This is a genomic window from Vreelandella boliviensis LC1 (genome assembly GCF_000236035.1).
Taxonomy (GTDB): domain Bacteria; phylum Pseudomonadota; class Gammaproteobacteria; order Pseudomonadales; family Halomonadaceae; genus Vreelandella; species Vreelandella boliviensis.
Genome location: NZ_JH393260.1, coordinates 140193 through 167042, shown reverse-complemented (window position 1 = coordinate 167042; position 26850 = coordinate 140193). Strand labels below are relative to the sequence as shown.

Here is a 26850-nt window from a genome sequence, read left to right as displayed (position 1 = left end):
AAACATCCTCGCGTCAGTGGCACCATCAGCCACAAAAGTGGCGTGAGTAACCAGCGATAGACAAAGCGAGCAATGAAAAGAGTCGGCAGTAGCACAATCAGCCAGATAAGAAACTGAAAAAGCCATACCGGCCAGCCAAGCCAGGTAGAGAGATTGGCGCCGAGTGCGCTCACTAAGCTTGGGTGGCGCACCACCACATAGGCGGTACCTGCGACAGCGGCGACCTTGGCCATGCGCGGCAGGGTCGCAAAACGCCCGCCTGAGGCAACCATTCCCTGGCGCAAGCCAACGCGAGCGCCTTGTGCTTCCACGCTGCCCACCCGCGCCGCACGAGCGGCCCTGCCCGCCCGCAGCACCTTAACGGTGCTGGCCATAACCAGTAGATCGACACCCGCCCAGCCTAGATCGGCGGCGTCAATGGCATCGCCCCGCCGCCACTGGCCTTCAAGATCGCGCAGGCCACTGGTAAAGAAGTCGCCGACGCCCGCAACGACTCGCTCGCCCTGCAACCACTCAATCTCACCTTGCTCACTGACCACAAACTGATTAAGCAGCGCGTGGCCGTTGGCATCCAACAGAGCAATGCCCATCTGCCCGCGGCGGTAAGGGGTGAACGCTGAATCCGCACCCCCCTCATCGCTCCACCAGCGGCTAAGCTGCTGAAAGCGCTCACCAACCCAGTGCTGCGCCCTAAGCGTCGCGACATCGTGGTGGCGAAAGTAGCTGATGGGCAGGACAGCATCCGCGCCAAAACGCACCAGCACCTGTTGAAACTGAGGCGATAAACCGTACTCCACTAACACATCGCGGGCTTTATCGCCGTGGCGCAAAATCGCCAAAGAAGCGCTCATCCATAGCGCCGGATCGGTGGCGTAGCTGAGAAACAACGCATTGAGTTCCGGCGTCTCCTGCTGAAGCGATGCTTCCATAGAGGGCAGCGCCCGCTGCGCTTCCAGTCGCACCAGTTTGGACTCAAACGGTTCATGAGAGGCCAAAGTTGACGCTAGCCCGGCGATCACAATCGCGGTTACCACTATCATCTGCCAGGGCCGCATCGCTATCCACCCCACTCAATTAGTAATCGCCGGATTACCCCAACGTCTCCGCGGTCACGTTGGCCGCAGCGGGTTGGGTGGAGTGGTGGCGATTGATCGCGCTAAGGACGCCTTTCATAGAGGCGCTGGTGATGCTCTCATCGGTGCCCACGCCGAACACCGCTTTGCCGTCGATGCGCACTTCCACGTAGGCAATGGCTTCAGCGTCGGCGCCTTGCCCGCGGGCGTGCTCATGGTAGTCGATGATTTCAACATCGTGCCCGGCAGCGGCCAGTGCCTTCACAAACGCGGCAAGCGGCCCATTGCCTTCGCCGTTGAGGGCTTGTCTTTCGCCGTTTTGCTCGACCACAGCGTCAAGCGTGACTCTTGGGCTATCAGGTTCCGACGATAAACGGTGGTTGACCAGCGCAAAGGGCGATCGTTGCTCCAGATATTCATCGGCAAAGGCCTGATAAATCATCTGCGAGGTAATTTCACGGCCGGTACGCTCTGCCACTTCCTGTACCACTTGGCTAAATTCAATAGATAGCCGACGCGGCAGCTCAATCCCGTGCTCCTGTTCCAGCAGGTAAGACACACCACCTTTGCCTGACTGACTGTTAACGCGAATTACCGCTTCGTAGCTGCGGCCTACGTCCAGCGGGTCGATAGGCAGATAGGGCACATCCCACACCGCATCAGGATTAGCGCGGCGATCCGCCATGCCTTTTTTGATCGCGTCCTGGTGGGAGCCGGAGAAGGCAGTAAATACCAGATCGCCCACATAAGGGTGGCGCGGATGCACCGGCAGCTGATTGCAGTACTCCACTTCGCGCATGATGGGGGTGATATTGGAGAAATCCAGCGCAGGGTTAACGCCCTGGGTGTACATATTCATCGCCAGGGTGACGATATCGACATTGCCGGTACGTTCGCCGTTGCCGAACAGAGTGCCCTCAACGCGGTCAGCGCCGGCCATCAGCGTTAGCTCGGCGGCCGCCACGCCGGTTCCGCGATCGTTATGAGGATGAACGCTGACAATCAGGTGATCACGGTTTTTGATATGGCGGCAGAACCACTCGATCTGGTCTGCGTAGTTATTGGGGGTGGCGACTTCTACCGTTGCCGGAAGGTTGACGATCATCCGGTTGTCGACGCTGGGCCCGAAGGTTTCCATGACTGCCTCAACAATCTCCACCGCGAAATCCATCTCCGTAGTGGTAAATAGCTCGGGAGAGTACTGGAATGTCCAGTTTGTTGACGGGTTGGCGGTCATCAAATCGCGAATTTGCGCGGTGGCATCCACGGCAATTTGAATACACTCGGTTTTATCCACGTTAAACACCACCCGGCGAAACATCGGGTCAGTGGCGTTATAGACATGAACAATGGCATTTTTGGCACCTTTTAAGGCTTCAAAGGTGCGTTCAATCAAATGCGGACGGGCTTGGGTCAGCACTTGAATGGTCACATCATCAGGAATTTTATCTTGCTCAATCAGCGATCGTACAAAATCGAAATCAGTTTGTGAGGCAGACGGAAAGCCCACTTCGATCTGTTTAAAGCCAACACTTAGCAGTATGTCGAATAAGCGCTGTTTGCGCTCCTGATCCATCGGGTCAATTAGCGACTGGTTGCCATCGCGCAGGTCAACGCTGCACCAGATAGGCGCTGTCTCGATGCGCTTGCTCGGCCACTTGCGGTCTGGCAGATCAACAGCCACAAAGGGGCGGTACTTTTTGGCAGGATCAGTCAACATCATGGCGGCTCTCCTAAAATCAGTCGGTTGTGGGCTTGTCGCTGTGCTTACTGCCCGTGTCATCTTGGGTTGCGCCGTGCTGTGCTGTGTGCCGTGGGCGTCTGCGCGAGCGCTGCCTCCATGCGGTCAAGCTGGGCACGCAAATCACGTACATCGTTGCGCAACCCCTGCATTTGAGCGACATCACCCTCTTCGTTATCCAAATCGAGTAGCGCACTCTCTTTCTGCATCACGTCCAGCACAATACCGATCATCATATTGAGAAAAATAAAGGCGTTCAAAAAGATGAAGGTTAAAAAATAGATCCAGGCGTAGGGGTAGACGTCCATTGCTGGATACAGCACGGCAGTGGCCCAGCTCTCAAACGTCGCCACTTGAAACAGCGTTAGCATCGCCAGGGAAATATTGCCCCACAGCCCCTCGTCTACATTGTGAAACAGAAAGCTACCAATGGCGGCGTAGATATAGAAGATGATAAACATCAACAGTACCACATAGCCCATCCGCGGCACCGACTTCACCAGGGCGCTAAGGAGCATCTGTAGTTCAGGTATCATCGACACCAGGCGTAGCACCCTAAAAATACGCAGCAACCTCGCCAACAGCACCATTTCCGAGTCGTCCATGGGAATCAGGCTGGCAGTCACGATCAGAAAGTCAAAAACATTCCAGCCCTTTTTGAAGAAGTCGAGAAGGCTACGCTCTGCGGCCATTCTGATTAAAATTTCAATCAGGAAAAAAATAGTTACCGCAATATCGAGATAGAGCAGCCACTGTTCAACCTTAGTGGTCTCGTCGTAGGTCTTTGCCCCTATCACCAGGGCAGAAATGACGATAATGGCAATCACCAACGCTTCAAAAAACTTGTTCGAGCGCAGCTTTTCAAAGCGGGCCTGCCAGGTAGTAAAGGAGTTACTCATGTAACAAAAAATCTCTTAACGGTTAATCCGCACACTTTATACTAAAATTACACACCTGCTACACAAGTGATATCCTGTTGTTTCACTTGATGTATCCTACGCCACCAGAACGCCTCTATAGGCGCCCTGTCGGTACTCTTTTGTTTAGACGCTGGATGACCCCATGACACTGCTTTGGATAGCCTTATTGCCTCTGCTAGGCGTACTGGTACCGGCACTCACCGCACAGCGCGGTCGCGGTTTCTGTTCACTTGCGACAGCTGTGCTGCCGGCGACTGCCTTAGTAATGACGCTACTCAATGTACCGGCTCTGCTAGATGGTGAGCAGCTGCGCTTTTCGGCCGCCTGGATGCCTGAACTAGCACTAAACCTAGCGTTTCGCCTGGATGGGCTGTCGCTACTGTTTAATCTGCTGATACTTGGCATTGGCCTGCTGATTATTCTCTATGCTCACTACTATTTAGCCAAAGATGAGCCCTATGGCCGATTCTATGCCTTCCTGATGCTTTTTATGGCATCAATGGTGGGTATTTCAATGTCGGACAACCTGATACTGCTTTGGCTGTTCTGGGAATTAACCAGTCTGTCATCTTTTCTGCTGATTGGCTTTTGGTCCTACCGCAGTGACGCTCGCAAAGGTGCACGTATGGCGCTAACCGTAACGGGCGCGGGCGGCCTAGCACTGCTGGCAGGCTTACTGCTGCTGGGCGATATGGCGGGCAGCTTCAACATGGGCGATGTACTGGCCAGCGGCGACGTCATTCTTGCCGACCCACGCTACCCGATTATGCTGGGGTTAGTACTGTTGGGAGCGTTTACCAAATCAGCCCAGTTCCCGTTTCATTTTTGGTTACCCCATGCCATGGCGGCGCCCACGCCGGTATCGGCCTATCTGCACTCGGCCACCATGGTGAAAGCGGGCATTTTCCTGATGGCACGGCTACACCCCGCCATTGCGGGTAGCGAGCTGTGGAGCGTGGTGGTCTCATTGGTGGGCATCGTCACCATGCTGTATGGCGCCTGGTTTGCTCTGATGAAAACCGACCTTAAGGGCATTTTGGCGTTCTCCACCGTTAGCCATTTAGGCTTGATTACCGTGCTGTTGGGCATCGGCAGTCCCATGGCGATTTTGGCAGCGCTGTTTCATATTTTGAATCACGCCACCTTTAAAGCCGCGCTGTTTATGAGTGCTGGCATTATCGACCATGAAACCGGCACACGTGAGCTAAAGCAGCTCGGTGGGCTGAAAAAAGCCATGCCGGTGACCGCGCTATTAACCACGTTGGCAGCGGCAGCCATGGCGGGGGTTCCGCTGTTTAATGGCTTTTTATCCAAAGAGATGTTTTTCACCGAGGCGCTAGCAACCCCCGTTTTAGGCGGCCTAAGCTGGCTACTGCCTGCGTTGGCGGCGCTCGGCGGGATTCTTTCTGTGGCCTATTCTGTGCGTTTAGTACACGCCGTATTCTTCAAACCGGCCCGTGAAGCGCCGCCAAAATCGCCCCATGAACCGCCGCACCTAATGCGCCTGCCAGTAGAAATATTGGTCGTACTCTGCGTAGTGGTGGGTCTATTCCCGGCCTTTATGGCAACGGGATTGTTAGAGCTTGCCAGCCAAGCGGTAATCGGGAGTCCGCTCGATTTTCATCTGGCTATATGGCACGGCGTTAATCTGCCGCTCATCATGAGCCTGCTTGCCTTCGCAGTAGGTATCGCATTGTATTGGCGGCATGCCGATTTGCGTCGATTTACCCAGCAGTTTGCCGGGGTGGATGCCAGACGCGTGTTTGAGCGCATTCTTGTTGCTATGGGCTATCGCGCAGAGCAGCTTATCGCTGGCCTGGAAGGCAACTCGCTGCAGCGCTATATGGGCTGGCTCTGGCTGGGCGCACTGGTGATGGGCGGAGTGGGTCTCGTACAAATAACCGATTTAACCGGCGCAGCAGGTAATCAGGAGCTGGATGGGATTCTCCTACTAGGCGCGGGCATGCTGATGTTTGGTGGCATAGCGACCGCCGCCACCCACCGCTATCGGTTAATTTCACTGCTGATGCTGTCGGTAGTGGGGCTCTTTGTGGCGCTTACTTTTGCGCGGTTCTCCGCACCGGATCTAGCACTGACGCAGCTTTCAGTAGAAGTCGTGACCATGATTCTGCTGATGTTGGCGCTATTTTTCCTGCCCCAGAAAACGCCCCGCGAATCCAGCCCGCTGCGGAATATCCGCGACATGCTGCTTGCCGGTTCACTGGGACTGGTGATCGCCAGCCTTAATTACGCGGTGATGACCCGTGACACGCTGTCGATTTCTAGTTTCTTTATGGAAAACAGTAAGCCAGGCGGTGGCGGATACAACGTGGTCAACGTCATTTTGGTCGACTTCCGGGGCTTCGATACCTTGGGTGAAATCACCGTACTCGCCATCGCAGGTCTGGCGATTTTCAAGCTACTAAATCGTTTACGCTTGTTTATACCGCACAGTGATGGTGAAGGCCGAGTATGGTCACCTGATCGCTACCCGGCGATTCTAACCTCCATCTCAATGACGCTACTTCCATTGGCGCTATTGGTGTCAGCGTTTATCTTCCTGCGCGGCCATAACGAGCCTGGCGGCGGCTTTATTGCCGGGCTGATTACCGCGGTAGCACTGATTCTGCTTTATATGGCGCGAGGCGTGGCGTGGGCGCAAGAGCGCTTAAACTTCCCCTTCCAGCCAGTGGCGGTCATCGGGGTGGCCATTGCCACGCTAACAGGGTTAGGCAGTTGGCTGCTTGGCTACCCGTTCTTAACCTCTGCCTTCGGTTACTTCACGCTACCGCTGATCGGTACCTTTGAACTGGCTACCGCGCTGCTCTTTGATCTGGGTGTCTACTTAGCGGTGGTAGGCGCAACGCTGATGATTCTTGCCAACCTGGGTAAAGTCACCACCGCCCACCGCCCGGTGACCGAAGCTTCTGAAAAAGATGCCGAAGCCAGCGCTGCAACGCCCTCTGCCAAGGAGCCTCGCTAATGGAACTGCTCTATGCGATGACCACCGGCGTATTGACCGCCTGTGGGCTCTACCTCACCCTTCGCGGCCGCACCTTTCCGGTCGTAGTGGGCCTTACGCTGCTCTCTTATGCCGTGAATCTTTTCCTGTTTTCGATGGGTGGATTGACCACTGACGGGGCCGCCATTGTGTCTGAAGGAACTGGCTACGCCGACCCGCTCCCCCAGGCGCTGGTACTCACCGCCATTGTGATCGGCTTCGCGATGACGGCCTTTGTGGTGATCCTGGCGATGCGCGCGCGCAGTGAAGTGGGTAACGACCATGTCGACGGTAAAAAGGAAGACCGAGAATGATGCAGCACCTGATTGTTTTTCCGGTTGTTTTGCCGCTTATTGCGGGCATCTTGCTGCTCTATCAACGCCAGGGATTAGTGCGCTATAAGCGTATTGTCAGCGTTGCCGCCACTGCGCTAATGCTGTTGGTAGCAATTGGCTTGTTACGCCAAGCCGCCAGCGGTGAAATCACTTACTACGCACTCGGTGACTGGCAAGCGCCCTTCGGCATCGTACTGGTGCTTGATCGCCTCTCGGCGTTAATGCTGCTGCTGACTGCTGTATTGGCCGTTGGCGCAGTGGTCTTTGCCTGCGCAGGTGACGACGAGAAAGGCAGTAACTTCCACGGCCTTTTTCAGTGGCAATTACTGGGCATTAACGGCGCTTTTTTAACCGGTGATTTGTTTAACCTGTTCGTCTTCTTTGAAGTACTGCTGTTAGCGTCCTACGCCCTGCTGCTACACGGCGGTGGCAAAGCGCGCATTCAAGCCAGTGTGCACTATGTGGTGCTCAACCTGGCGGGCTCTTCACTGTTCCTGATTGCAGTGGGGATCCTGTACGGCGCCACGGGCACGCTCAACATGGCCGATATGGCGATCCGGGTCGCTGACCTACCGGCAGAGCGCGATGGTTTAGTGACCGCCGGTGCACTGATGCTGCTGGTGGTGTTTGGGTTAAAAGCGGCGATTCTGCCGCTCTACTTCTGGCTGCCCAAAGCCTACGCCTCGGCACCTGCGCCGGTGGCTGCACTGTTTGCGATTATGACCAAAGTGGGGATTTACGCCATTCTGCGCGTCTACTCACTTATTTTTGGCGATAGCGCTGGCGGCTTGGAGGCGCTGGAGCAGCCCTGGGTATGGTGGCTGTCGCTCGGCACCCTGGCCGCCGCAGGCGTTGGGGTAATGGCCGCACGGGATTTGCGTTTGCTGGTGGCTTACCTAGTGTTAGTGTCGGTGGGCACACTGCTGGCAGGTATCGGCATGCGCTCCCCCCAGGCGGTCTCGGCGCTACTCTATTACCTGATCCACACCACGCTGATCACCGGTGGTCTATTCCTGCTAGCAGAAATGATTGGCTTGCAACGTGGCAAAGCCGGCACCCGTTTGGTCAAGGGCCGTCCTATGGTGCAAGGCGCTGCACTCGCCATGCTGTTTTTTGTCGGCGCCATCGCCGTGGCTGGCGTCCCGCCGTTTTCCGGCGCATTCGGTAAGGCGTTGATGCTGAATGCCGCCGAGGGCGACCAGCGCCTGTGGCTCTGGCCACTACTGCTGCTGGCCAGTCTGGCCTCGCTGATCGCCCTTTCCCGGGCAGGCTCTACGCTGTTTTGGCGTAGCCACCGGGGCACGATCAGCGGTAGTCCGTTACCCTATCGCCAATGGTTTGGGGTTATCTGGCTGTTGAGTGCAGCCCCGCTATTAGTCGCACTTGCAGGGCCAGTGAGTAGCTACACTCAAGCCACGGCTGAGCAATTAGCCAACCCCCAGGTGCTGATTCGCACGCTACTACCCAATGCTGCTGGAGATGCCCAATGATCGCCCCGCGTTCCTGGCTACCCACGCCTGTATTATCTCTTTTATTACTCATAGTTTGGCTGCTGTTAGTCCGCAGCTACGCTTTTGGTCAGTTCGTACTCGGCGGCTCGTTAGCTATCTTGATTCCCCTGCTGACCTACCGCTTTTGGGATGCTCGGCCACTGATCGCTAAGCCTTTTGCACTACTGCGGTTTATCTTCCGGGTACTGGGCGACATTATCACCGCCAATTTCGAGGTGGCTTACTTGATCGCCAATCCCTGGCGCAAACTTAAGCCCCACTTTATTGAATATCCGCTGATGCTCGAAGAGCGCTTCACCATCACGCTACTGGCCAACACCATCAGCCTGACCCCAGGCACCGTATCGGCCAATCTGCGTATGGATGGTAAGTCGCTGCTGATTCACGCCTTAAACGTGGACGATGAAGAGGCGCTGATTAACCAGATTCGTGAGCGCTACGAACGCCCGCTCAAGGAGATCTACGAATGTTGAGCATTGCGCTTTATATCACCTTAACCCTGGTGGTGATGGCACTGTTAATGAATCTCTACCGGCTTACCATCGGCCCTAGCCTGCCCGACCGCGTGCTCGCACTGGACACCATGTACGTTAACTCGATTGCGCTGATCGTATTGTTGGGGCTGTGGCTTAACAGCAAAACCTATTTTGAGTCAGCGCTGCTGATCGCGATGCTAGGTTTCATCAGCACTGTCGCGGTGTGCAAATATATTCTGCGCGGAGATATTATCGAATGACCAACAAGACCACCGCAGCCCAGCAAGGGCAGGCGCTAAGTAAGAGCCAGGGGGCGACATGTCAGTCATAATTGAAGGCGTTATTTCGCTGCTGCTGATCGCTGGCGGTATCTTTGTGTTTATCGGCTCGTTAGGGATGGCTCACCTGCGCGATTTCTATATGCGCCTGCATGGCCCAACGAAGGCCACCACCTTGGGCATCGGCTGCATGCTCATCGCTTCGATGCTGTATTTCTGGAGTGTTGACGGCAAACCGGATGCTCAAGAGCTGCTGATTACGCTGTTCCTGTTTATTACCGCCCCCGTCAGCGCCCACCTGTTAGCCAAGTCAGGCTTGCATCTGAAATTAAAGCACGCCGATAAAACCCTGGGTAAGCCGATAGAGCTGCGCCCTGAAGAAGTGGGCGATAAACCGGTACCGCACCCGGATAAAGGCCATGGCTAAAAACGAAGCAATCTCGCTTTTGTCATTGCAAGCGAAGCGCGGCAATCCTGCATCCGTCATTGCGAGCGAAGCGCGGCAATCTCGGTTTGAACTGCGCCTCTGCAGTTCGAGATTGCCGCGTCGTAGGCTCTTCGCACTGACATTTGTCGCGACTGTGCCACAGCAGGTTTTACGTAGTTAAATCCTGCTGTCGATAGCCCAACAGATAGAGCACGCCATCAAGGCCGGAGGTAGAAATCGCCTGACGCGCCTGGGCACGCACCAGGGGCTTGGCCCGAAACGCGATACCCATACCCGCCTTAGCGAGCATTTTCAGATCGTTAGCGCCGTCTCCCACTGCAATCGTTTGGTCCAGGGTAAAGCCTTCCCGCAAGGCAATGGTTTCTAACAGTGCAGCTTTGCGTTCGGCATCGACAATCGGTTCGCTCACTGCGCCGGTTACCTTGCCATTTTCGATGACCAGCTCATTGGCATGGATCTCGTCAAAACCAAGCTTCTCCTGCAAGTAGAGGGCAAAATAGGTAAAGCCACCGGAGAGGATCGCGGTGCGATAACCTAGGCGTTTCAAGTTGACCATCAGCCGCTCAACGCCTTCCATAAGCGGCAGTTCCTCAGCGATCTCGGCTAGCACAGACTCATCCAAACCGGCTAGCTTGCTCATTCGCTCACGAAAGCTCGCCTTAAAATCCAGCTCTCCGCGCATGGCACGCTCTGTTACCTCAGCGACCTCTTCTCCGACGCCATGACGGCGGGCCAGTTCGTCAATCACTTCAGCTTTGATCAGCGTGGAGTCCATATCGAAACAGACCAAACGGGGCTGAACGTGATCGCGAGTATCTGCTTGGATAACAATATCAACGTCAAGGGCTTCGCTCAGTGCCAGTGCAGCATTGCGCAAAGCCTCAACATCCACCTCCCCTACCAGACGATGTTCAATACAGTCGATGTACTTGCTCTGCTGTAACGAGCCTTGCTGTAACGAGACGTCGGCAAGACGCTGGGTGCTTCTTTTCTGCAGACCAAATTGTACGATCAGTGCGTCTACCTGGGATTGAATATCCGCGGATAAACGCACCGCTAATACGGTTAGGATCAAATCACCGCGTGCCATTACTTATTCCCCTGCCTCTAGTCGATCTACTTTCTGGAAGCCGCGGGGCAGCTTGCTGCCGCGGCGGCCGCGCTCGCCGCGATAATAGGCTAAATCGTCAGCTTTTAGGGTTAGCTTGCGCTTACCGGCATGAATCATGAGTGCGTCACTGGCGGCGAGTACCACAATACCGGTAATAAACTCCTCCCGGCGGGCGGCTCGTGGACCAGGGATATCGAGCATCTTATTGCCTTTGCCTTTGGACATTTCCGGTAGTTGATCCAAGGGGAACAGCAGTAATCGGCCTTCGTTTGACACCGAGGCAACCCATAACTCGTCGCCCTCAGGCACGTCAACCGGCGCCATCACATTGCAGCCTTTGGGCAGGCTAAGCACCGCTTTACCGGCTTTATTTTTACTGGTGAGCGTATCAAGCCGTGCCACAAATCCATAGCCGCCGTCAGTGGCAAGCACAAAGCGCCGCTCCGGCGGTGCGAACATCAGCCCCGCCATTTTCGCCCCGGCGGCAACGTTAGCACGCCCAGTGACTGGCTCACCCTGGCCCCGCGCGCTAGGTAGGTTATGCGCCGACAGCGTATAGGCGCGCCCGGTGTCATCCAGCAGTACCAGCGGTTGATTGGTTTTACCTTTCGCCGCCAGTTCGAAGCTGTCCCCAGCTTTATAGGAGAGCCCCTCAGGGTCAATGTCATGCCCTTTGGCCGCACGAATCCAGCCTTTATCAGACAGCACCACGGTAATCGGGTCAGCCCCCAATAGTTCGACTTCTGAAAGCGCCTTGGACTCTTCGCGCTCGACCAGCGGTGAGCGGCGCTCGTCGCCGTGCTCTTTACCCGCCGCACGGATCTCTTTTTCGATCAGCGTGGTGAGTTTGGTTTCGCTGCCCAGTAGGCCCTCTAAATATTTGCGCTCTTTTTCCAGCTCATCCTGCTCACCGCGAATTTTCATCTCTTCGAGCTTGGCAAGATGACGCAGGCGCAGCTCTAAAATGGCTTCGGCTTGACGCTCCGAGAGACTAAAAGTCGCCATCAGCGAGGCTTTAGGGTCATCCTCTTCACGAATAATCCGAATCACTTCATCCAGATCAAGGTAGGCAATTAGCAGGCCTTCAAGGATATGCAGGCGATCTTCGACCTTGCCTAGGCGGTGCTCTAAACGGCGGCGCACCGTGCTGCGCCGGAACTGCAGCCACTCGCCGAGCATTTCGGGCAGCGGCATCACCCGTGGACGGCCATCCAGGCCGATCACGTTCATATTCACCCGCACGTTTTTTTCCAGATCCGTGGTGGCGAACAGGTGGGCCATCAACGACTCTACGTCAATGCGGTTGGAGCGCGGTTCAATGACCAGACGCGTTGGCTCTTCGTGGGTCGACTCATCGCGCAGGTCAGCCACCATGGGCAGCTTTTTGGCCTGCATTTGCGCGGCAATCTGCTCCAATACTTTGGCACCGCTGACCTGGTACGGCACGGCGGTGATAACAATATTGGCTTCTTCGCGGATGTAGCGGGCACGCAGCTTGACCGAGCCACGGCCGGATTCGTAGAGCTTCCGCAGATCCGCGGGCGGGGTAATAATTTCCGCATCGGTGGGGAAATCCGGCGCGGGTACGAACTCCATTAAATCGGCGGTGGTGGCCTTGGGGTTGCGCAGTAGGTGGCAGGTGGCTTCGACCACTTCCGAGACATTATGGGGCGGAATGTCGGTGGCCATGCCAACGGCTATCCCTGTGCCGCCGTTAAGAAGCACATGAGGTAATTTGGCCGGCAGTACCAGCGGCTCCTGCATGGTGCCGTCAAAGTTGGGCGCCCAATCGACGGTGCCTTGGCCCAGCTCGCCGAGCAGCACTTCGGCAAACTTGGAAAGCTTGGCTTCGGTGTAGCGCATGGCGGCGAAGGATTTAGGGTCGTCGGGACTACCCCAGTTGCCCTGGCCGTCAACCAGCGGATAGCGGTAGCTAAACGGCTGCGCCATCAGCACCATGGCTTCGTAGCAGGCGCTATCGCCATGGGGGTGGAACTTACCCAGTACGTCACCGACGGTACGCGCCGACTTTTTGTACTTGGCGTTGGCGTGCAGCGCCAGCTCGCGCATGGCGTAAATGATGCGCCGCTGCACAGGTTTCATGCCATCGCCAATATTGGGCAAGGCACGGTCGAGAATGACGTACATTGAGTAGTCGAGGTACGCTTTTTCGGTGTAGTCGCGCAGAGAGAGACGTTCGACATCTCCCTCCGCCACTTGAATATCCATGTCGATCATATCCTACCTTGACAACAAAACCGCCCCTGTCGGGGCGGCTGATAAGCGGACACGCGGCCACTTAATATGGCTCGCTATGTTAATTGATACCTTTCGTTTGATGCATTCGATAGCGCTGCCGTTGGTGACGCTTCTTGAGAACTACCGTGAAACTCGTCTAACAACCCTTTTAGACGCTGGGCCTGTAACGACAGTTCATTAGCAGCACTCGCTGCTTGGCTAACCAACCCGGCATTTTGCTGCGTCACCGTATCCATTTGCGTGACCGCTCGGTTGATCTCATCAATACCGTTGGTCTGCTCGCCAGACGCTTGGCTGATTTCGCTAATACGTGCCGTAACCTCTTCAATCGCCACCACGATGTCTTTCATTGCGGATTCAGCCGCCTGAGCGTAGCCACTGCCTGTCTTAATCTGCTCGGAGGTGGTTTTAATCAGCCCATTAATATTTCTAGCAGAAGCGGCGCTGCGTGATGCCAGCTCACGCACTTCGCTGGCCACTACGGCAAAACCTCGCCCATGCTCACCGGCACGCGCCGCTTCAACCGACGCATTTAATGCCAATATATTGGTTTGGAAGGCAATATTCTCAATTACGTCAACAATTGAGGAAACCTCAACGGAGCTTTCATTGATCGCCTCCATGGATTGCGCCAACTGCGATACCTGCTCTCCACCTTGTTTAACTTTTTCCGCAGACTCTTTCACTCGCTGATCCGCCTCTTGAGCGTTGTCAGCATTACGCTTCACCGTAGCGGCCATCTCTTCCATCGTGGAAGATGTTTCTTGCAGAGAAGCCGCTTGCTGCTCAGTGCGGCTGGAGAGCTCGGTATTGCCTGCGGCAATTTCCGTTGACTCACTGGCGATAGCATCAGCCACGCTGCGCACGTCGCCAAATAGATGCTGCAGCTTATCCGAGTAGCGGTTGACAGCACGGCGTAGCTCGCCAATTTCATCGTCGCGATAAATAGTCAGTTCGCGGCTAGAGCCCCCTTGACCTAACTGATCAATCTGCAGCGTGGTACTGCGAATTTGCCGCAACAGAATGCGTCCACCCCACCAACCAAGGGCAAGCAACAGCGCCAACAGGGGCAAAATGACAACCAGCAAATCACGCGTTAGGGTCCGCGCCAGCGCCGTAACTTCCTCTTGAGGCGTCATTAAACCAAGCGTCCAGCCGGTATCTTGCATATCAAACAAGCGCACCGAAGCGGGAGCATCCAGCACTCCTGCGGTTTCAACGCTGATTTCGTCATGCCCTTCATTTAAGCCATCAATAACCGGCTGCAACCAAGGCATACTGCTCGTTAAGTTCGCTAAACCCTGCATTCCCCCCGTTTCCAGGTCAGCACCAGGGAAATGAATCACATTGCCCACGCTATCAAGCACGAACGCATAACCACCGGTAGCACCCCCATTTTCGGTTAAAAACTCGGCCACACCCTCGAGCTGCATATCAATGGTGGCCACGCCCGAAAACTCGTCATCAAGATAGTAAGGGACGCTACACGTCACCATTGCCACGCCCGTGGCAGGGTCGCGATACGCCGTTGACCACACGCACTGACCCGGCTTGGCATCACGAGCGCTGCTGTACCACTCTTCATCCTGATAGGGCGACATACTGGGGGCGTTATAATCATCTAAAAACTCAATCCCACCCTGCTCGTTTCTTGCCCAAAAGAAGCTAAAGCGCTCAACCCCCGCCTCAAATGCATTGGGCTCTGGCCAAATGCCACCGCCGACAATGACGCTGTTACCATTGTCATCCACTACTCTAGGGAAGGCTTGCAAATAAAGTTCTTCTTCGCGAGGTAGCGACTCAGCCAACGCGGCAAGACTCGATGTATTGCCTTCAACCCGCGATAACTGCGCATCCAAAGCGTTAACGATCGATCCGCCTGTTCGATCCACCAACGACTGGCTTGCTTCAATCACCAGCGGTTGGCCCCGCCATGCCATCACTGCGAAGATACTGGCGGCCATGAGTAGCATAAGTGCGAGTGCAGCCAGCGTTAGCTGCCTAGATATGGTTTTGAACAATTTTTTTCCCCTATGAATGTGCGGTTATTAGAATTTGTAAGCCCTACATTCAACTATCGGCTAAAGCACGCGTTACTGTAACGATGCCTTAACAACGCCTTATTAACGCTTAGCTGTTATATCTACACCTCGATGTCGGCGAGGTTACCGTAATCTTCCAGCCACTTTTTACGATCAGCAGCGCGTTTTTTGGCCAGCAGCATATCCATCATTTCCATGGTGCCGTCGCCTTCCGTCAAGGTGAGCTGCACCAGGCGCCGGGTTTCCGTCGACATGGTGGTTTCACGCAGCTGCAGCGGGCTCATCTCCCCCAAACCCTTGAAACGCTGCACATTAGGCGTACCGCGCTTACTGGCCAGTTGCTTGAGAATGGCGGCTTTTTCGCTCTCATCCAGGGCATAGTGCACTTCTTTGCCCAGATCAATCCGGTAAAGCGGCGGCATCGCCACATAGACGTGGCCCGCATCGACCAAGCTCGGGAAGTGGCGCACAAACAGCGCGCACAGCAGCGTGGCGATATGCAGGCCGTCGGAGTCGGCATCGGCGAGAATACAGATCTTGTGGTAGCGCAGTTTTTCCAGATCGGCACTGCCGGGGTCGGCGCCAATCGCCACCGCGATATCGTGAACTTCCTGGGAGCCGTAGATATCGTGGGTTTCGACTTCCCAAGTATTCAGGATTTTACCGCGCAGCGGCAGAATCGCCTGGGTTTCCCGGTTGCGAGCCTGTTTGGCACTGCCACCGGCGGAGTCGCCTTCGACCAAAAACAGTTCGCTTTGCGCAGGATCCTGGCCGGAGCAGTCCGCCAGCTTTCCGGGCAATGCCGGGCCGGAAGTCACCTTTTTACGAGCGACTTTTTTGGCTTTTTTCTGGCGATTCTGCGCCGCGCTGATGACCAGTTCGGCAATCGCTTCGGCTTGATCCACGTGGTGGTTCAGCCATAGCGAGAAAGCGTCTTTAACTACTCCAGAAACAAAACCGGCAATCGTACGTGATGACAGCCGCTCTTTGGTTTGCCCGGCAAACTGTGGGTCGAGCATTTTTACTGAGAGCACAAAAGAGGTGCGCTCCCAGAGGTCATCGGCAGTGAGTTTGATGCCGCGTGGCAACAGGTTGCGGTATTCGCAGAATTCACGCAGCGCGTCCAGTAGTCCTGAACGATAGCCGTTCACGTGGGTGCCGCCCTGCGGAGTGGGAATCAGGTTAACGTAGCTCTCCAGCAGCGCTTCTCCGCCTTCGGGTAGCCACTGGATCGCCCAATCGACTCCGTGCTCATCATCATTGAAGTGGCCGACAAACGGCTCCGACGGCAGAACTTCGTAGCCGTCGGTAGCTTCGACGAGATAGTCGCGCAAACCATCGGCGAACTCCCACTCGGTGGAGGTGCCATCGGGTTCTAGCAAGGTGACTTTTAAGCCGGGACATAGCACCGCTTTGGCACGTAGCAGGTGTTTCAGCCGGGTTAACGCTAACTTGGGACTATCGAAGTAACTCTCATCCGGCCAGAAACGCACCAGCGTGCCGCTCGCCCGCTTGGGCGCTTTGCCAATCTCATGCAGCTCTTCAACTTTCTCGCCAAACTCGAAGGCCATGGCATGGCGCGCGCCGTCGCGGGTGACTTCTACATCTAACCGGCGCGACAGTGCGTTAACCACCGACACCCCTACCCCGTGTAGGCCGCCCGAGAAGCGGTAGCTAGTAGAGGAAAATTTGCCACCCGAGTGCAATTTGGTAAATATCAGTTCAACGCCTGAAACACCGTGCTCTGGATGTAGGTCAATGGGCATACCCCGGCCATTATCCTGCACTTCAATCCCGCCGTCGCTATGCAGCACGACGTTGATCATGGTGGCGTGGCCTGCCAGCGCTTCATCGACGCTGTTATCTATGACTTCCTGGGCTAAGTGATTAGGGCGTGTGGTGTCGGTATACATACCGGGACGCTTACGTACCGGCTCGAGCCCGGACAGGACTTCGATGGAACTCGCGCCGTACTGAGAGGCATCAAACTGGGTCATGTAACGTCGATTCCTGAAAAATAGTGCTGGCAGCCTCGCTGGGCATTAAGTCAGTTGTTAGAAACGGTTGTTAAAAAAGGGATCGGCAGCTTACTAAAGAAGCACAGGATAGCGGAAAAGCAAAAAGCTGTATATCTAGCCATGTTTAATACTAGGGGCCGGGGATAGCTCACTCCTTCTCAGCAGCCCAAAATGCCTCAATCAACCCTCGGCTGGAGGCATCCATCCGCGATAGGTCGCCTTCACCGTCGATGATTTTCTGGGTGTCAGTAGCGATCTGCTTACCCAACTCAACGCCCCACTGGTCAAACGGGTTGATATCCCAAATCACCGCCTGAACAAAGACTTTGTGCTCGTAAAGGGCGATAAGTGAACCCAGGGTGGCGGGCGTCAGTTGGTCGAGCAGCACCGTCGTCGAAGGTTGGTTGCCACGATAGCGCTTGTATTCCGGCCGTGGGCCGTCATCTTCCAAGGCGTCATCGCCCAGCATAAGAACACGGGACTGAGCAAAGCAGTTGGCCAGTGCCAGGCGGTGCTGGGTTTTTAGGTGGCGTCGGGTGTCCGGATCTTCCACCTCGTCGTAACGTTTAAGCGGCGCGATAAAATCACACACCACCGGCTGAGTGCCTTGGTGTAGCAATTGATAAAACGCATGCTGGGCATTGGGGCCAAGTTGGCCCCAGAGCACCGGGCAAGTCGAGTAGCTGACCGGCTGGCCTTGACTGGTGACCGACTTGCCGTTGGATTCCATCTCAAGCTGTTCAAGGTAGGCGGCGAAATACTCTAAACGACCATCGTAGGGCAGAATAGAGTGGGCACGGATATCTAGAAAATTTACGTTCCAGATTCCCGCCAACGCCAGTAGCACAGGCAGGTTTTCTGCCATATCTGCCTCAGCGAAATGGCGATCCATGGAGTGGGCACCGGCTAAAAACGCCCGAAAATTCGCCATCCCGACCACCAGCGCAATGGGTAAGCCGATGGTACCCCATAGAGAATAGCGCCCGCCTACCCACTCCCAGAAGGTTAACTGATGATCCTCCGCAATACCCCACTCGGTCATCTTCTCGGGGCTCGCCGAAACACCAATAAAGTGCTGTCGCACCACCAGCTCAGCGCTAATCGGCGTTGCGCCATGCTGGGTTAAGCGGCCCAATAGCCACTCACGCGCAGTGTTAGCGTTGGAGAGTGTATCAATGGTGGTAAACGACTTGGACGACAGCACAAAGATGGTGGTTTCAGGATTCAACCGGCTCAGATAATCCGCTAACTGCGAACCATCCATCGTGGAGGCAAAATGCACCTCAACCGGATGAATATCTTTGGGCCGGAAATCCGCCAACGCATGGGTGACCATTAACGGACCCAGATCTGAACCGCCGACGCCTAGATTAACCACATGTCGAATCGGCTTGCCGGTGGCCCCGCGCCACTGCCCTGCGTGTAGTCGGCTTACCAAGCGTTCCATTTGACTAAGGCTTTCGTGCACGGCGGCGACGATATCTTCACCCTCAACCTCAAGGGTTGCATCGGCGGGCAAACGCAGCGCCGTGTGTAATGCCGGGCGGTTCTCGCTGACGTTCACTCGCTTACCGTTTAGCAGCGCCTCAATGGCAGAGGGCACCCCGGCTTCACTGGCCAGTGTAAACAGATGCTCGAGCGTATCGTCATCCCAGCGCTGCTTGGAGAGATCCAGCGTCAAGCCCGCCACCTGGCGAGTAAAACTTTCCCAACGGGAGGGCTCGGTACCAAACAGCGTTTTCAAGTGAACGTGCTGCAGTGTTTCAGCATGATGCTTTAACGTCTGCCACGCAGGTAGCGTATCGGGGGTAGCGCTTGATGCTGAGGCCATGTGGCTTCTCCAGTGGCGTCGATCCTTGCAGCGGGGCTGTTTAAACAGGGCTGTTCTAAGCGAGTCTGTTCTAGACAGGCCTGTTCTAGTCAATTAAGGGCGCGTAAACTAGCACGCCTTTTCCATGATCCCGGCTTGCCCATGAGTAATGCATCTTACCGTGACGCTATCTTTTCGACACCCCTTGACCGAGTAGCGCGGTTCTCTTTCGATGAAAAGGTAGTCGCGTGCTTTCCCGACATGATCCGTCGATCGGTGCCTGGCTACGGCCAAATCCTTGGCATGTTGAGCTTAATTGCCCAACGCCATTTGCGTCACGGCGCCCATGTATATGATTTGGGCTGCTCGCTGGGCGCCTCCGGTCTTGCGCTGGCAGGGGCGCTGGCGCCTGACGCCTTTCGCTACACGGGCGTTGACCTATCGCCCGCCATGGTGGCGCAAGCACGGCAAACCTTTGCTGACGAGTGCCCAGCGTACGCTATGCAGGTAGAAGAAGCCGACATTCGCACCATGGAGTATGCGCCTTCGGGCATGATCATTCTCAATTTTACCCTACAGTTTCTGCCCGCCGCTGACCGCGATGCGCTATTGACGCTGCTTTATGCAGCGCTGGAACCCGGTGGCGTGCTGATTCTGTCTGAAAAAACCGTCGACGCCGACGAGCGCGACAACGCCTGGCGGGTTGAGCGCTACCACGATTTCAAGCGCGCCAATGGCTACAGCGATTTAGAGATTAGCCAGAAACGTACTGCCCTTGAGAATGTGCTGGTGCCCGACACGTTGGACGCACTGCACGGGCGTCTAAAGCAGGCAGGCTTTCCCCGTTCGATGACTTGGTTTCAGTATTTAAATTTCGCTTCCATCATTGCCTTTAAGGAGGGGTGAGGTGCCACTACCCGAAGACCACCGCGCCCTCTATCAAGCATTTCTGGATCAAGCTGTTCTTGACTCATCGCTTACCGCTTGGCTAGCGAAGCTTCCCGAGCAGTTAGCCCATGGGCTTGACCGCAACCGCCACGGTGACCTACCCGCTTGGGAAAAAGCCGTCGCCAAACTGCCCGTGCTACCCGCTGAGCGCCGCGTGGATTTAAACAGCGACACCGTCATTGTTGATCTCGACCTTAGCGATAGCCAGCAGCGCCAGTGTTTTAACTTGTTAAGAAAGCTCGCCCCCTGGCGTAAAGGCCCTTTTCAACTGGGCGGCATTCATATTGACACCGAGTGGCGCTCTGATTGGAAATGGCAGAGAGTGGCTCCACACCTGGCGCCGCTAAAATATCGTAAGGTGCTCGACGTCGGCGGTGGCAGCGGTTACCACGCTTGGCGGATGGCCGGAGCGGGGGCTGCTTTTGTGCTGGTGATCGACCCTTCGCCGCGCTTCTACTGGCAGTTTCAGGCGGTACGCCACTTCGTCGGCGATGCCGATGGTGGAAGAACACAGTTTTTACCGGTGGGTATAGAAGATGTACCGGAGAACCTGGGCTTTTTCGATACGGTATTTTCCATGGGCGTGCTCTACCATCGCCCTGCCCCGTTAGAACACCTTCAGCAGCTAAAAGCAGCGTTAGCGCCGGGTGGCGAACTGGTACTAGAAACACTGGTAGTCGAAGGCGACGAGCAGACAGTATTTGTGCCCGGCGAACGTTACGCCGCGATGCCCAACGTCTACTTCCTGCCCTCTTCCAAGGCGCTATGCCACTGGCTGGAACGCTGCGGCTTTACCAACGTGCGCGTGGTGGATGAAGCAGTCACCACGTTAGAAGAGCAGCGCTCAACGGAGTGGATGACCTACCAATCGCTGGCCGATTTTCTTGACCCAAATGACCGCGCGCTCACCATTGAAGGCTACCCCGCACCTCGGCGGGCGGTGATATTGGCGGATAAGCCGGGGTAACGAGAGAACCTCAACGGCCCACCCACTCCTTCGCCAACGTGCGTTCCTCGGGATCATAACGGTACACGGTGATACCGCCGTCAAAGGCATGGCCGGTGACCAACAAGTTCGCATCAGGCGCGGAGTCGATACTTAAATTGCGGGAGTAGTTATTGACCGAAGGAAAGGGATCTGTACCCAAATCAAGATATGCCTGGGGCCAGGGGTTCCCTGCCTCGAACAGCGCGGCATAGGTTTGACTGGAACCATCACTGCGATACTGGCTGTAACCAATACGTAGGAACTCCTCGCTGCCATTGATAAAAGCAATCGCAATGGTCGTTGGCGTAGCTAACGGGCGATAAATACCATATTCATCCGGTTTATCCTTTTTGGGGACATCAATTAGCTCACTTTCATCCCAATACTCTTCTTCCTGCAACCCCTCCGGCAGATTCTCGCGGAAAAGACCGTGATCATAACTTGCCATTCGATAGCGCTCTTCTGGCGCTTCAGTGTTCCAAAAAAGTCCGATAGTATTTTCATCGCCACTGACCACCCACTGACCGTCCGGGCTGATGGTGGCATAGGTTTTCGAAGAGTTACCCGATAGTTCCGCCACGGGCGCTAAGGTATCAAGGTTCCATAACGTCACCCCGCCATAGCTAGAGGAAAAACGAAATTCATCCTCTTCTCGAACTGGCGGGGAGTCTTCAAGCCTGCCACCCGGGCTTCCCGAGCCACCGGAAACGAAAAAACCGCCGCCCATTGAAAGGTTTAAGACTTGCCCAGAGCCGGTAAAGCTGGGACTTTCACTATCGAGCAAGACGGGACGGAGCGTATCGCCATGCCCATGGTAAATGTTCCAGGTTTGGTTACTGGAAAGGTAGTGCTGTCTATCGGCAGACATTACATGCCCGTATGTGGAGAAGTGCTCAAACTCCTCAACCACTTCCCCATCAACGCGCTGCACATGTACCACATCATCCTGATCCTGCCATAGGAATGCATCGCCTTCAGGGATAAAGTAAGCGCTATAAAGGTTGGCGTTATCCGCCAGTTGATCTCGTTGCTGGGTTTCAGTATTCCACAACACCAAAGCCCCATCTTCGTGGGCAGAGATCACATAGCGGCCATCGCTAGAGACACTCAGCGAGGTAACCGGCTCCAGGCGGGTAAGCGTCACCCAGAGCCAAGCACCAGCGACCATGACTACCAGGATGATAACGGCTAACTCGCGGTGACGGTGTTTGGCGCTCGTGATGACGGTTGCCAGTATCACCGTCCCACCCACTCCTTCGCTAACGTGCGCTCCTCCGGGTCATAACGGTACACGGTGATACCGCCATCAAAGGCGTGGCCGGTGACTAGTAGGTTGGCATCAGGCGCGGAGTCGATACTTAAATTGCGAGAATAGTTATTGACCGAAGGAAAAGGATCAGTCCCCAGATCAAGATACGCCTGGGGCCAGGGGTTACCTGCCTCAAATAACGCGGCATAGGTTCGGCTCATGTCCCCGCCTTCGTATTGAGCATGACCAATACGTAAGAACTCCTCACTGCCATTGATAAAGGCAATGGCAATGGTTTTCGGAGTCGCCAATGAGCGGATACTTCCCCATTTGTCCGGCTTGGAAGACTCAGGTACGGAGATCAAATGGCTCTCATCCCAGTATTCATCTTCCTCGAGCCCTTCTGGCAGATTGTCGCGATAAATACCGTGGTCATAACTTGCCATTCGATAGCGCTCTTCTGGCGCTTCAGTGTTCCAAAAAAGTCCGATAGTATTTTCATCGCCACTGACCACCCACTGCCCATCAGGGCTAATGGTGGCATAAGTTTTCGAAGAGTTACCCGGCAATTTAGCCACGGGCATTAAGGTGTCTAAATTCCATAGTGTCACCCCGCCATAGCTGGAGGAAAAACGATATTCATCCTCCTCCCGCACCGGCGGAGAGTCATCGAGCTCGCCACCCGGGCTTCCCGAGCCACCAGAAACGAAAAAGTCGCCGCCCATCGAAAGGTTCAAGACTTGCCCGGTGCCGGTAAAGCTGGGACTTGTGCTATCGAGCAGAACGGGCTGTAAAGCATCGCCATGCCCATGGTAAATGTTCCAGGTTTGATTGCTTGAAAGGTAGTGCTCTCTATCGGCAGACATTGCATGCCCGTAAGTGGGGAAGTGCTCGAATTCCTCAATCACCTCGCCATCAACGCCCTGCACGTGTACCACATCGTCCTGGTCCTGCCACAGAAAAGCGTCACCTTCGGGGATAAAGTAAGCACTATAAAGGTTGGCGTTATCCGCCAGTTGATCTCGTTGCTGGGTTTCAGTATTCCACAACACCAAAGCCCCATCTTCGTGGGCAGAGATCACATAGCGGCCATCGCTAGAGACACTTAGCGAGGTAACCGGCTCCAGGCTAGTAAAAGCACGTACCCCGTAGTAGCCCATTGCTAACACAGTGCCCACGGCTAATAAAAGAAAGATAATTTTTTGCTTATTAATAGCGACCAAAACGCGATGCCTCCTTGATCCGATCAACAATCCCTTCCTGATAACTTTTCTCAAACACCTCATCGCTAGGGATTTTCATTCCCGAGTGATCAAATAACCATAGTGTCTGGTCGACGAAGTCGTAAGCTTTGCTAGTCAACTTACTCTCTACAAATCGGTTCTCTTTGCTCACCTCACCAAACCCAACACTCCCCAGCGCCGGGCGTGGGGCTTTTCCAGCGCGCCAGTTTCTACCCACCAGCCATTGCAGGGTATCAATATACGCAACTGCTCGCTCTTCGCTCACCACCGCATGGTGGGCGAGGGGTGCTAACAGGTCATAAGTGGGTAGCGGGTTGGCACTAGCGAGTGCCTCTCGCGCTTCCTCAATCGCCATCTCCCTGAACTCCTGCCAAGCCTGTGCGGCGCGCTCCTTGCCATAAGGATCAGGGCCGACCGGTATGGGCTGAGGCACAGGAGGCCTCACCGTATCGGCCGGCGCCTTATCGGTGTAGTAACGGATGAAGGGCGTCGATAAGCCAGCGGGGAATACCCACCACTTTTTGCCGTAGGCGCCTCCTGCCGAACCGATGAGTTCATCCACCCAATCGTCGGCACCGAGTATCTCTTGTACCCAGCGTGTGCCCCGCAAAGCTGGGCTGGTGATTTCCGCTACCTGCTGCCAGAAAGAACGTGCGTTCTCAGGGGGCGGCCCGAGGATGCCATCCTCCTCAGAATGCAACACCACCACCTTGCGCACCGCCTTATGAGCATCTGGGAAAACGCCCATACCCAACGGGTGGCTATCCTGGGAGGCATCGTTCACCAACGCGTTATCGGCAACCGCTGGTTCCCAGAGATAAATATTGTCGACCCATTGATGGCGATCCTGTTCACCAAGAATATTGAGTGCCGTGAGCACCACGCGCGCGCCCAGCGAGTGGCTAATGATATTGATGGCAATGTCGGCTTCATCAAGCTGCTCAAGCAAGGCAACCAAACGCCGCCCTGCTGCCATCGCATTGAGTTCGGCCTGGAAGAAGTCGACGCTACCCGTATCACCAAACCATGCGACCCCCACCATGCGGGTATAGGGGCGCCAGTCTTCTTCGGTCATCCCCGCAGCGCGGTTGAGCTGATACTCCATGTGCACAAACCAACTATGTGCGCCGTTACCATTATCATGCTCTTCACGATATTCAGCCGACGCATGCTCGCCCGTATTAATGCCTTGAAGAATCGTGGCATTACTGGCCGTATGGGCAGTGATTAATAACGGTTCAGCACTGATATCGGTGCGCTTGTCCCAAGCGGCAAAAACACCGTACTGACCCAGCGGGACATTGTAACCATGCAAAAACAGCGTGGCGTTATTGCCCGCCAAACGCAGTTGTTCTAGTTGCTCATCGCTGAGTAAATCGGACTCAGACGATGTTACTTCGTCACGCAGGTTGAGGCTGATCGGCGGAGGCAGGTAGGTGGCCTGGATGGTCGTTTCATCTATGGCAATATCGACTTCAGGCGGAGCCGCCGCTGTTCGGCATGGATCCAGCGGCTCATCGTCGACCGCCACCAAATGCAGACCATGGGCATCCGCTAGTTGCCAAGCGACCTTGTTAGGCGCTGCCCCTTCATGACGGCTAACGCCCTCGGCATCAATGGTCGCGCTGATGGTCTTGCCCGCAGAATCCTTTAAACTCACCGACGTGCCTTCAGGCAGATAACGCCCCAACGTATCGCGATGCACAATCAATACGGTAACACCCACGCTACAGTGGGCAGGCATCGTGACGCCTGACAGGCTTGTTCGGCTGGGCTGTAGTCGCGGCGGCGAAAGTGTTTCAGTCATCGAGGGCTCCATCTGGTAGAGGGGTTTGCGCACTGATTAACGTCTGCAACTCATCCAGCATTGCCTGCCGGGACCCCTTGTGTGCCTTCAGTTGCTCAATATGGCTTGGCGAGAGCGGCGCAGGATAGTCTGACGCGGCAAGTAGCTGGCAGCCTTCCCAGTACGCATATTCTGCCGAGAGAGATAGCGCCTTCATTTGTTGTAACCATTGCTGCACTAGCGAATACGCAACGCCATAATCACTGGCCAACTGTTGGCAGAACGCTCGATCACGCGCTCGTTGCAACGCCTGCTCGTGATCAAGTGTCAATCTGAACTTACCCAGCGGCTCATCATCAGGCGCTGGTGAGTCAAGCCGCCATGCCTCACCGTTGGCAACGCCCTTCATGACGGTGATCGGGCCCAGCAGTGCGTGCGTTTCGCCGTCGCTCAACACACTGGTCAGCCCGGCATATAGTCGTGAATCGGCATAACGGAAAAGCGCGGGAGGCCCAGCATGCCGGTCGACATGGGTTAATTGCCGGTAATGCGCAGCGACTTGCGAAAGGGTCGCGTGGCTATGTAGTTCAATAGCGGCGCCCTGCGCCACCCAGCTTGCAGCGGCAACATGGGCACTATCGTTTGAAAGGCTGATTAAAATGGGCCCCTGTTGCGCATGCTGCGCATACGCCGTTTGCAAATACAGCTGATCGTAAACGGGCCGCTCGTCTATTTCGAACATTTGTCGTAGCAACTGTGGATAGAGTGACAAGTCGACCAAATAAAAAACCGGCATCGGCGGTGTTCTTAGCGACATGGACATTCATCTCCCAGGGCACAGCGATGAACATTATCGTTGTTGCCGTCCTTCAGCCGCTGGCATACCTCAACCACCGCGGCACCTTGCAGCGCCGCCGTCATCAGTTGATCTTGCTGTAAAGGCGCAATGCGTTCGTGCTGCTCGGTTGCTACATGTCCAGGTAACAAGGCATCCATTGCCGCCTGTCCACTCCCCGCACCTGGGCTACCCCCAGAGTTGATCTTGACCTGAGCACCAACGATGGTGATGCCGCTGGGGTCGAGCTTAACAAAGCTTCCTCCCGCTTTGAGCGTAATTTCCGCACCCGCATCAATCACCGTCTTGCCGCCGGATTTGTGATGCACTTCCTGCCCGGCTTCCAGCAGTTGAGCTCGGCCGACCTTTTCATGGCGGGTGCCATTGATCGTTAGATGATCGTCACCGTCTATCTTCGTATGTCGGTTGTTATGTACCGTGTGGTGATCGTCGTTGTCGATCTCGCTGATGCGATCGTTGTGCACCTTGAGGTGACTGTTGTTGCGGATCTCTTCGGTGCGGTCGTTAAGGGTGAGCAGTTCCAGGTCTTTCTGGGCGTGGAGCCAGATTTGCTCTTCGCCCGCTTCGTCTTCAAAGCGCAGTTCGTTGAAGCCTTCGGCCTTGTGGCTTTGGGTGCGCAGCACCGTGCGGGTTTTGTGCTCCGGCAGCGGGTAAGGCGCGGTATTCACCGCGTGGTAGGTGCGCCCGGTGACCAGAGGCTGGTCGGGGTCGCCTTCTAAAAACGAGACAATCACTTCATGACCGATGCGGGGAATA

General features: G+C 55.5%; 21 protein-coding genes. 8 read left to right on the top strand and 13 right to left on the bottom strand.

What is annotated here, in order from left to right:
* The 3 genes from KUC_RS17710 to KUC_RS17700 all read right to left on the bottom strand — a co-directional run.
* Window positions 1-1055: hypothetical protein (locus KUC_RS17710; protein ID WP_244264844.1), on the bottom strand; the 1055-nt coding region annotated here is incomplete at its 3' end.
* Between the two features lie 34 nt (window positions 1056-1089).
* A complete protein-coding gene (gene leuA, locus KUC_RS17705; protein ID WP_007114624.1) occupies window positions 1090-2796 on the bottom strand; it encodes a 2-isopropylmalate synthase in 1707 nt (568 codons plus the stop codon).
* A gap of 56 nt (window positions 2797-2852) precedes the next feature.
* The gene (locus tag KUC_RS17700; protein ID WP_007114623.1) at window positions 2853-3713 is read right to left on the bottom strand and encodes an ion transporter; all 861 of its coding nucleotides are present in this window, start codon (window positions 3711-3713) and stop codon (window positions 2853-2855) included.
* 163 nt (window positions 3714-3876) lie between these two features.
* On the opposite strand from KUC_RS17700, the gene KUC_RS17695 reads away from it, so the two are divergent.
* From KUC_RS17695 to KUC_RS17670, 6 genes are read left to right on the top strand one after another with little or no spacing between them, the layout of a single operon-like run.
* Window positions 3877-6717: a monovalent cation/H+ antiporter subunit A gene (locus KUC_RS17695; RefSeq protein ID WP_007114622.1), complete on the top strand. Its 2841-nt coding sequence runs from the start codon at window positions 3877-3879 to the stop codon at window positions 6715-6717.
* Entirely contained in the window at window positions 6717-7049 is a 333-nt protein-coding gene (locus KUC_RS17690) for a Na+/H+ antiporter subunit C (RefSeq protein ID WP_007114621.1), read from the top strand. The genes KUC_RS17695 and KUC_RS17690 overlap by 1 nt, the downstream gene beginning before the upstream one ends.
* Entirely contained in the window at window positions 7046-8560 is a 1515-nt protein-coding gene (locus KUC_RS17685) for a monovalent cation/H+ antiporter subunit D (RefSeq protein WP_007114620.1), read from the top strand. Before KUC_RS17690 ends, KUC_RS17685 begins: the two co-directional genes overlap by 4 nt.
* A complete protein-coding gene (locus KUC_RS17680) occupies window positions 8557-9054 on the top strand; it encodes a Na+/H+ antiporter subunit E (protein WP_007114619.1) in 498 nt (165 codons plus the stop codon). The genes KUC_RS17685 and KUC_RS17680 overlap by 4 nt, the downstream gene beginning before the upstream one ends.
* Window positions 9048-9317, top strand: a complete 270-nt coding sequence (locus KUC_RS17675; protein ID WP_007114618.1) for a K+/H+ antiporter subunit F — start codon at window positions 9048-9050, stop codon at window positions 9315-9317. The genes KUC_RS17680 and KUC_RS17675 overlap by 7 nt, the downstream gene beginning before the upstream one ends.
* A 58-nt stretch (window positions 9318-9375) precedes the next feature.
* The gene (locus tag KUC_RS17670; protein WP_007114617.1) at window positions 9376-9762 is read left to right on the top strand and encodes a Na+/H+ antiporter subunit G; all 387 of its coding nucleotides are present in this window, start codon (window positions 9376-9378) and stop codon (window positions 9760-9762) included.
* A 169-nt stretch (window positions 9763-9931) separates the two neighbouring features.
* Here the strand turns inward: KUC_RS17670 and serB are convergent, their stop codons facing one another.
* From serB to pgi, 5 genes are all read right to left on the bottom strand, one after another.
* Window positions 9932-10873, bottom strand: a complete 942-nt coding sequence (serB, locus tag KUC_RS17665) for a phosphoserine phosphatase SerB (protein ID WP_007114616.1) — start codon at window positions 10871-10873, stop codon at window positions 9932-9934.
* Window positions 10874-10876: 3 nt separating this feature from the next.
* On the bottom strand, window positions 10877-13132 hold the full coding sequence (gene parC, locus KUC_RS17660; RefSeq protein ID WP_007114615.1) for a DNA topoisomerase IV subunit A: 2256 nt from the start codon (window positions 13130-13132) through the stop codon (window positions 10877-10879).
* Between the two features lie 74 nt (window positions 13133-13206).
* Complete coding sequence (locus KUC_RS17655; RefSeq protein ID WP_040481531.1) at window positions 13207-15174, bottom strand: methyl-accepting chemotaxis protein; 1968 nt, start codon at window positions 15172-15174, stop codon at window positions 13207-13209.
* A 122-nt stretch (window positions 15175-15296) separates the two neighbouring features.
* The gene (parE, locus tag KUC_RS17650) at window positions 15297-17192 is read right to left on the bottom strand and encodes a DNA topoisomerase IV subunit B (protein ID WP_007114613.1); all 1896 of its coding nucleotides are present in this window, start codon (window positions 17190-17192) and stop codon (window positions 15297-15299) included.
* Window positions 17193-17361: 169 nt separating this feature from the next.
* The gene (gene pgi / locus KUC_RS17645) at window positions 17362-19044 is read right to left on the bottom strand and encodes a glucose-6-phosphate isomerase (RefSeq protein WP_007114612.1); all 1683 of its coding nucleotides are present in this window, start codon (window positions 19042-19044) and stop codon (window positions 17362-17364) included.
* Between the two features lie 141 nt (window positions 19045-19185).
* On the opposite strand from pgi, the gene cmoA reads away from it, so the two are divergent.
* Together cmoA and cmoB are read left to right on the top strand one after the other, a co-directional pair.
* A complete protein-coding gene (gene cmoA / locus KUC_RS17640; protein ID WP_007114611.1) occupies window positions 19186-19929 on the top strand; it encodes a carboxy-S-adenosyl-L-methionine synthase CmoA in 744 nt (247 codons plus the stop codon).
* A gap of 1 nt (window position 19930) precedes the next feature.
* Window positions 19931-20938 (top strand): tRNA 5-methoxyuridine(34)/uridine 5-oxyacetic acid(34) synthase CmoB, encoded by a 1008-nt coding sequence (cmoB, locus tag KUC_RS17635; RefSeq protein ID WP_007114610.1) that lies wholly within the window; start codon window positions 19931-19933, stop codon window positions 20936-20938.
* A gap of 10 nt (window positions 20939-20948) precedes the next feature.
* On the opposite strand, the gene KUC_RS17630 is transcribed toward cmoB, so the two are convergent.
* The 5 genes from KUC_RS17630 to KUC_RS20170 all read right to left on the bottom strand — a co-directional run.
* The gene (locus KUC_RS17630; protein ID WP_244264843.1) at window positions 20949-22199 is read right to left on the bottom strand and encodes a WD40 repeat domain-containing protein; all 1251 of its coding nucleotides are present in this window, start codon (window positions 22197-22199) and stop codon (window positions 20949-20951) included.
* On the bottom strand, window positions 22196-23431 hold the full coding sequence (locus KUC_RS17625; RefSeq protein WP_007114608.1) for a WD40 repeat domain-containing protein: 1236 nt from the start codon (window positions 23429-23431) through the stop codon (window positions 22196-22198). The genes KUC_RS17630 and KUC_RS17625 overlap by 4 nt, the downstream gene beginning before the upstream one ends.
* Window positions 23418-25259 carry an alpha/beta hydrolase gene (locus KUC_RS17620; RefSeq protein WP_040481528.1) on the bottom strand — a complete coding sequence of 614 codons (1842 nt, stop codon included), beginning with the start codon at window positions 25257-25259 and terminating at the stop codon, window positions 23418-23420. Before KUC_RS17620 ends, KUC_RS17625 begins: the two co-directional genes overlap by 14 nt.
* Window positions 25252-26055, bottom strand: coding sequence for a DUF4123 domain-containing protein (locus KUC_RS17615; RefSeq protein ID WP_167538000.1), 804 nt, complete (start codon window positions 26053-26055; stop codon window positions 25252-25254). The genes KUC_RS17620 and KUC_RS17615 overlap by 8 nt, the downstream gene beginning before the upstream one ends.
* The coding region (locus KUC_RS20170) for a type VI secretion system Vgr family protein (protein WP_371827742.1) at window positions 26046-26850 on the bottom strand (805 nt) is incomplete at its 5' end. The genes KUC_RS17615 and KUC_RS20170, both read right to left, overlap by 10 nt.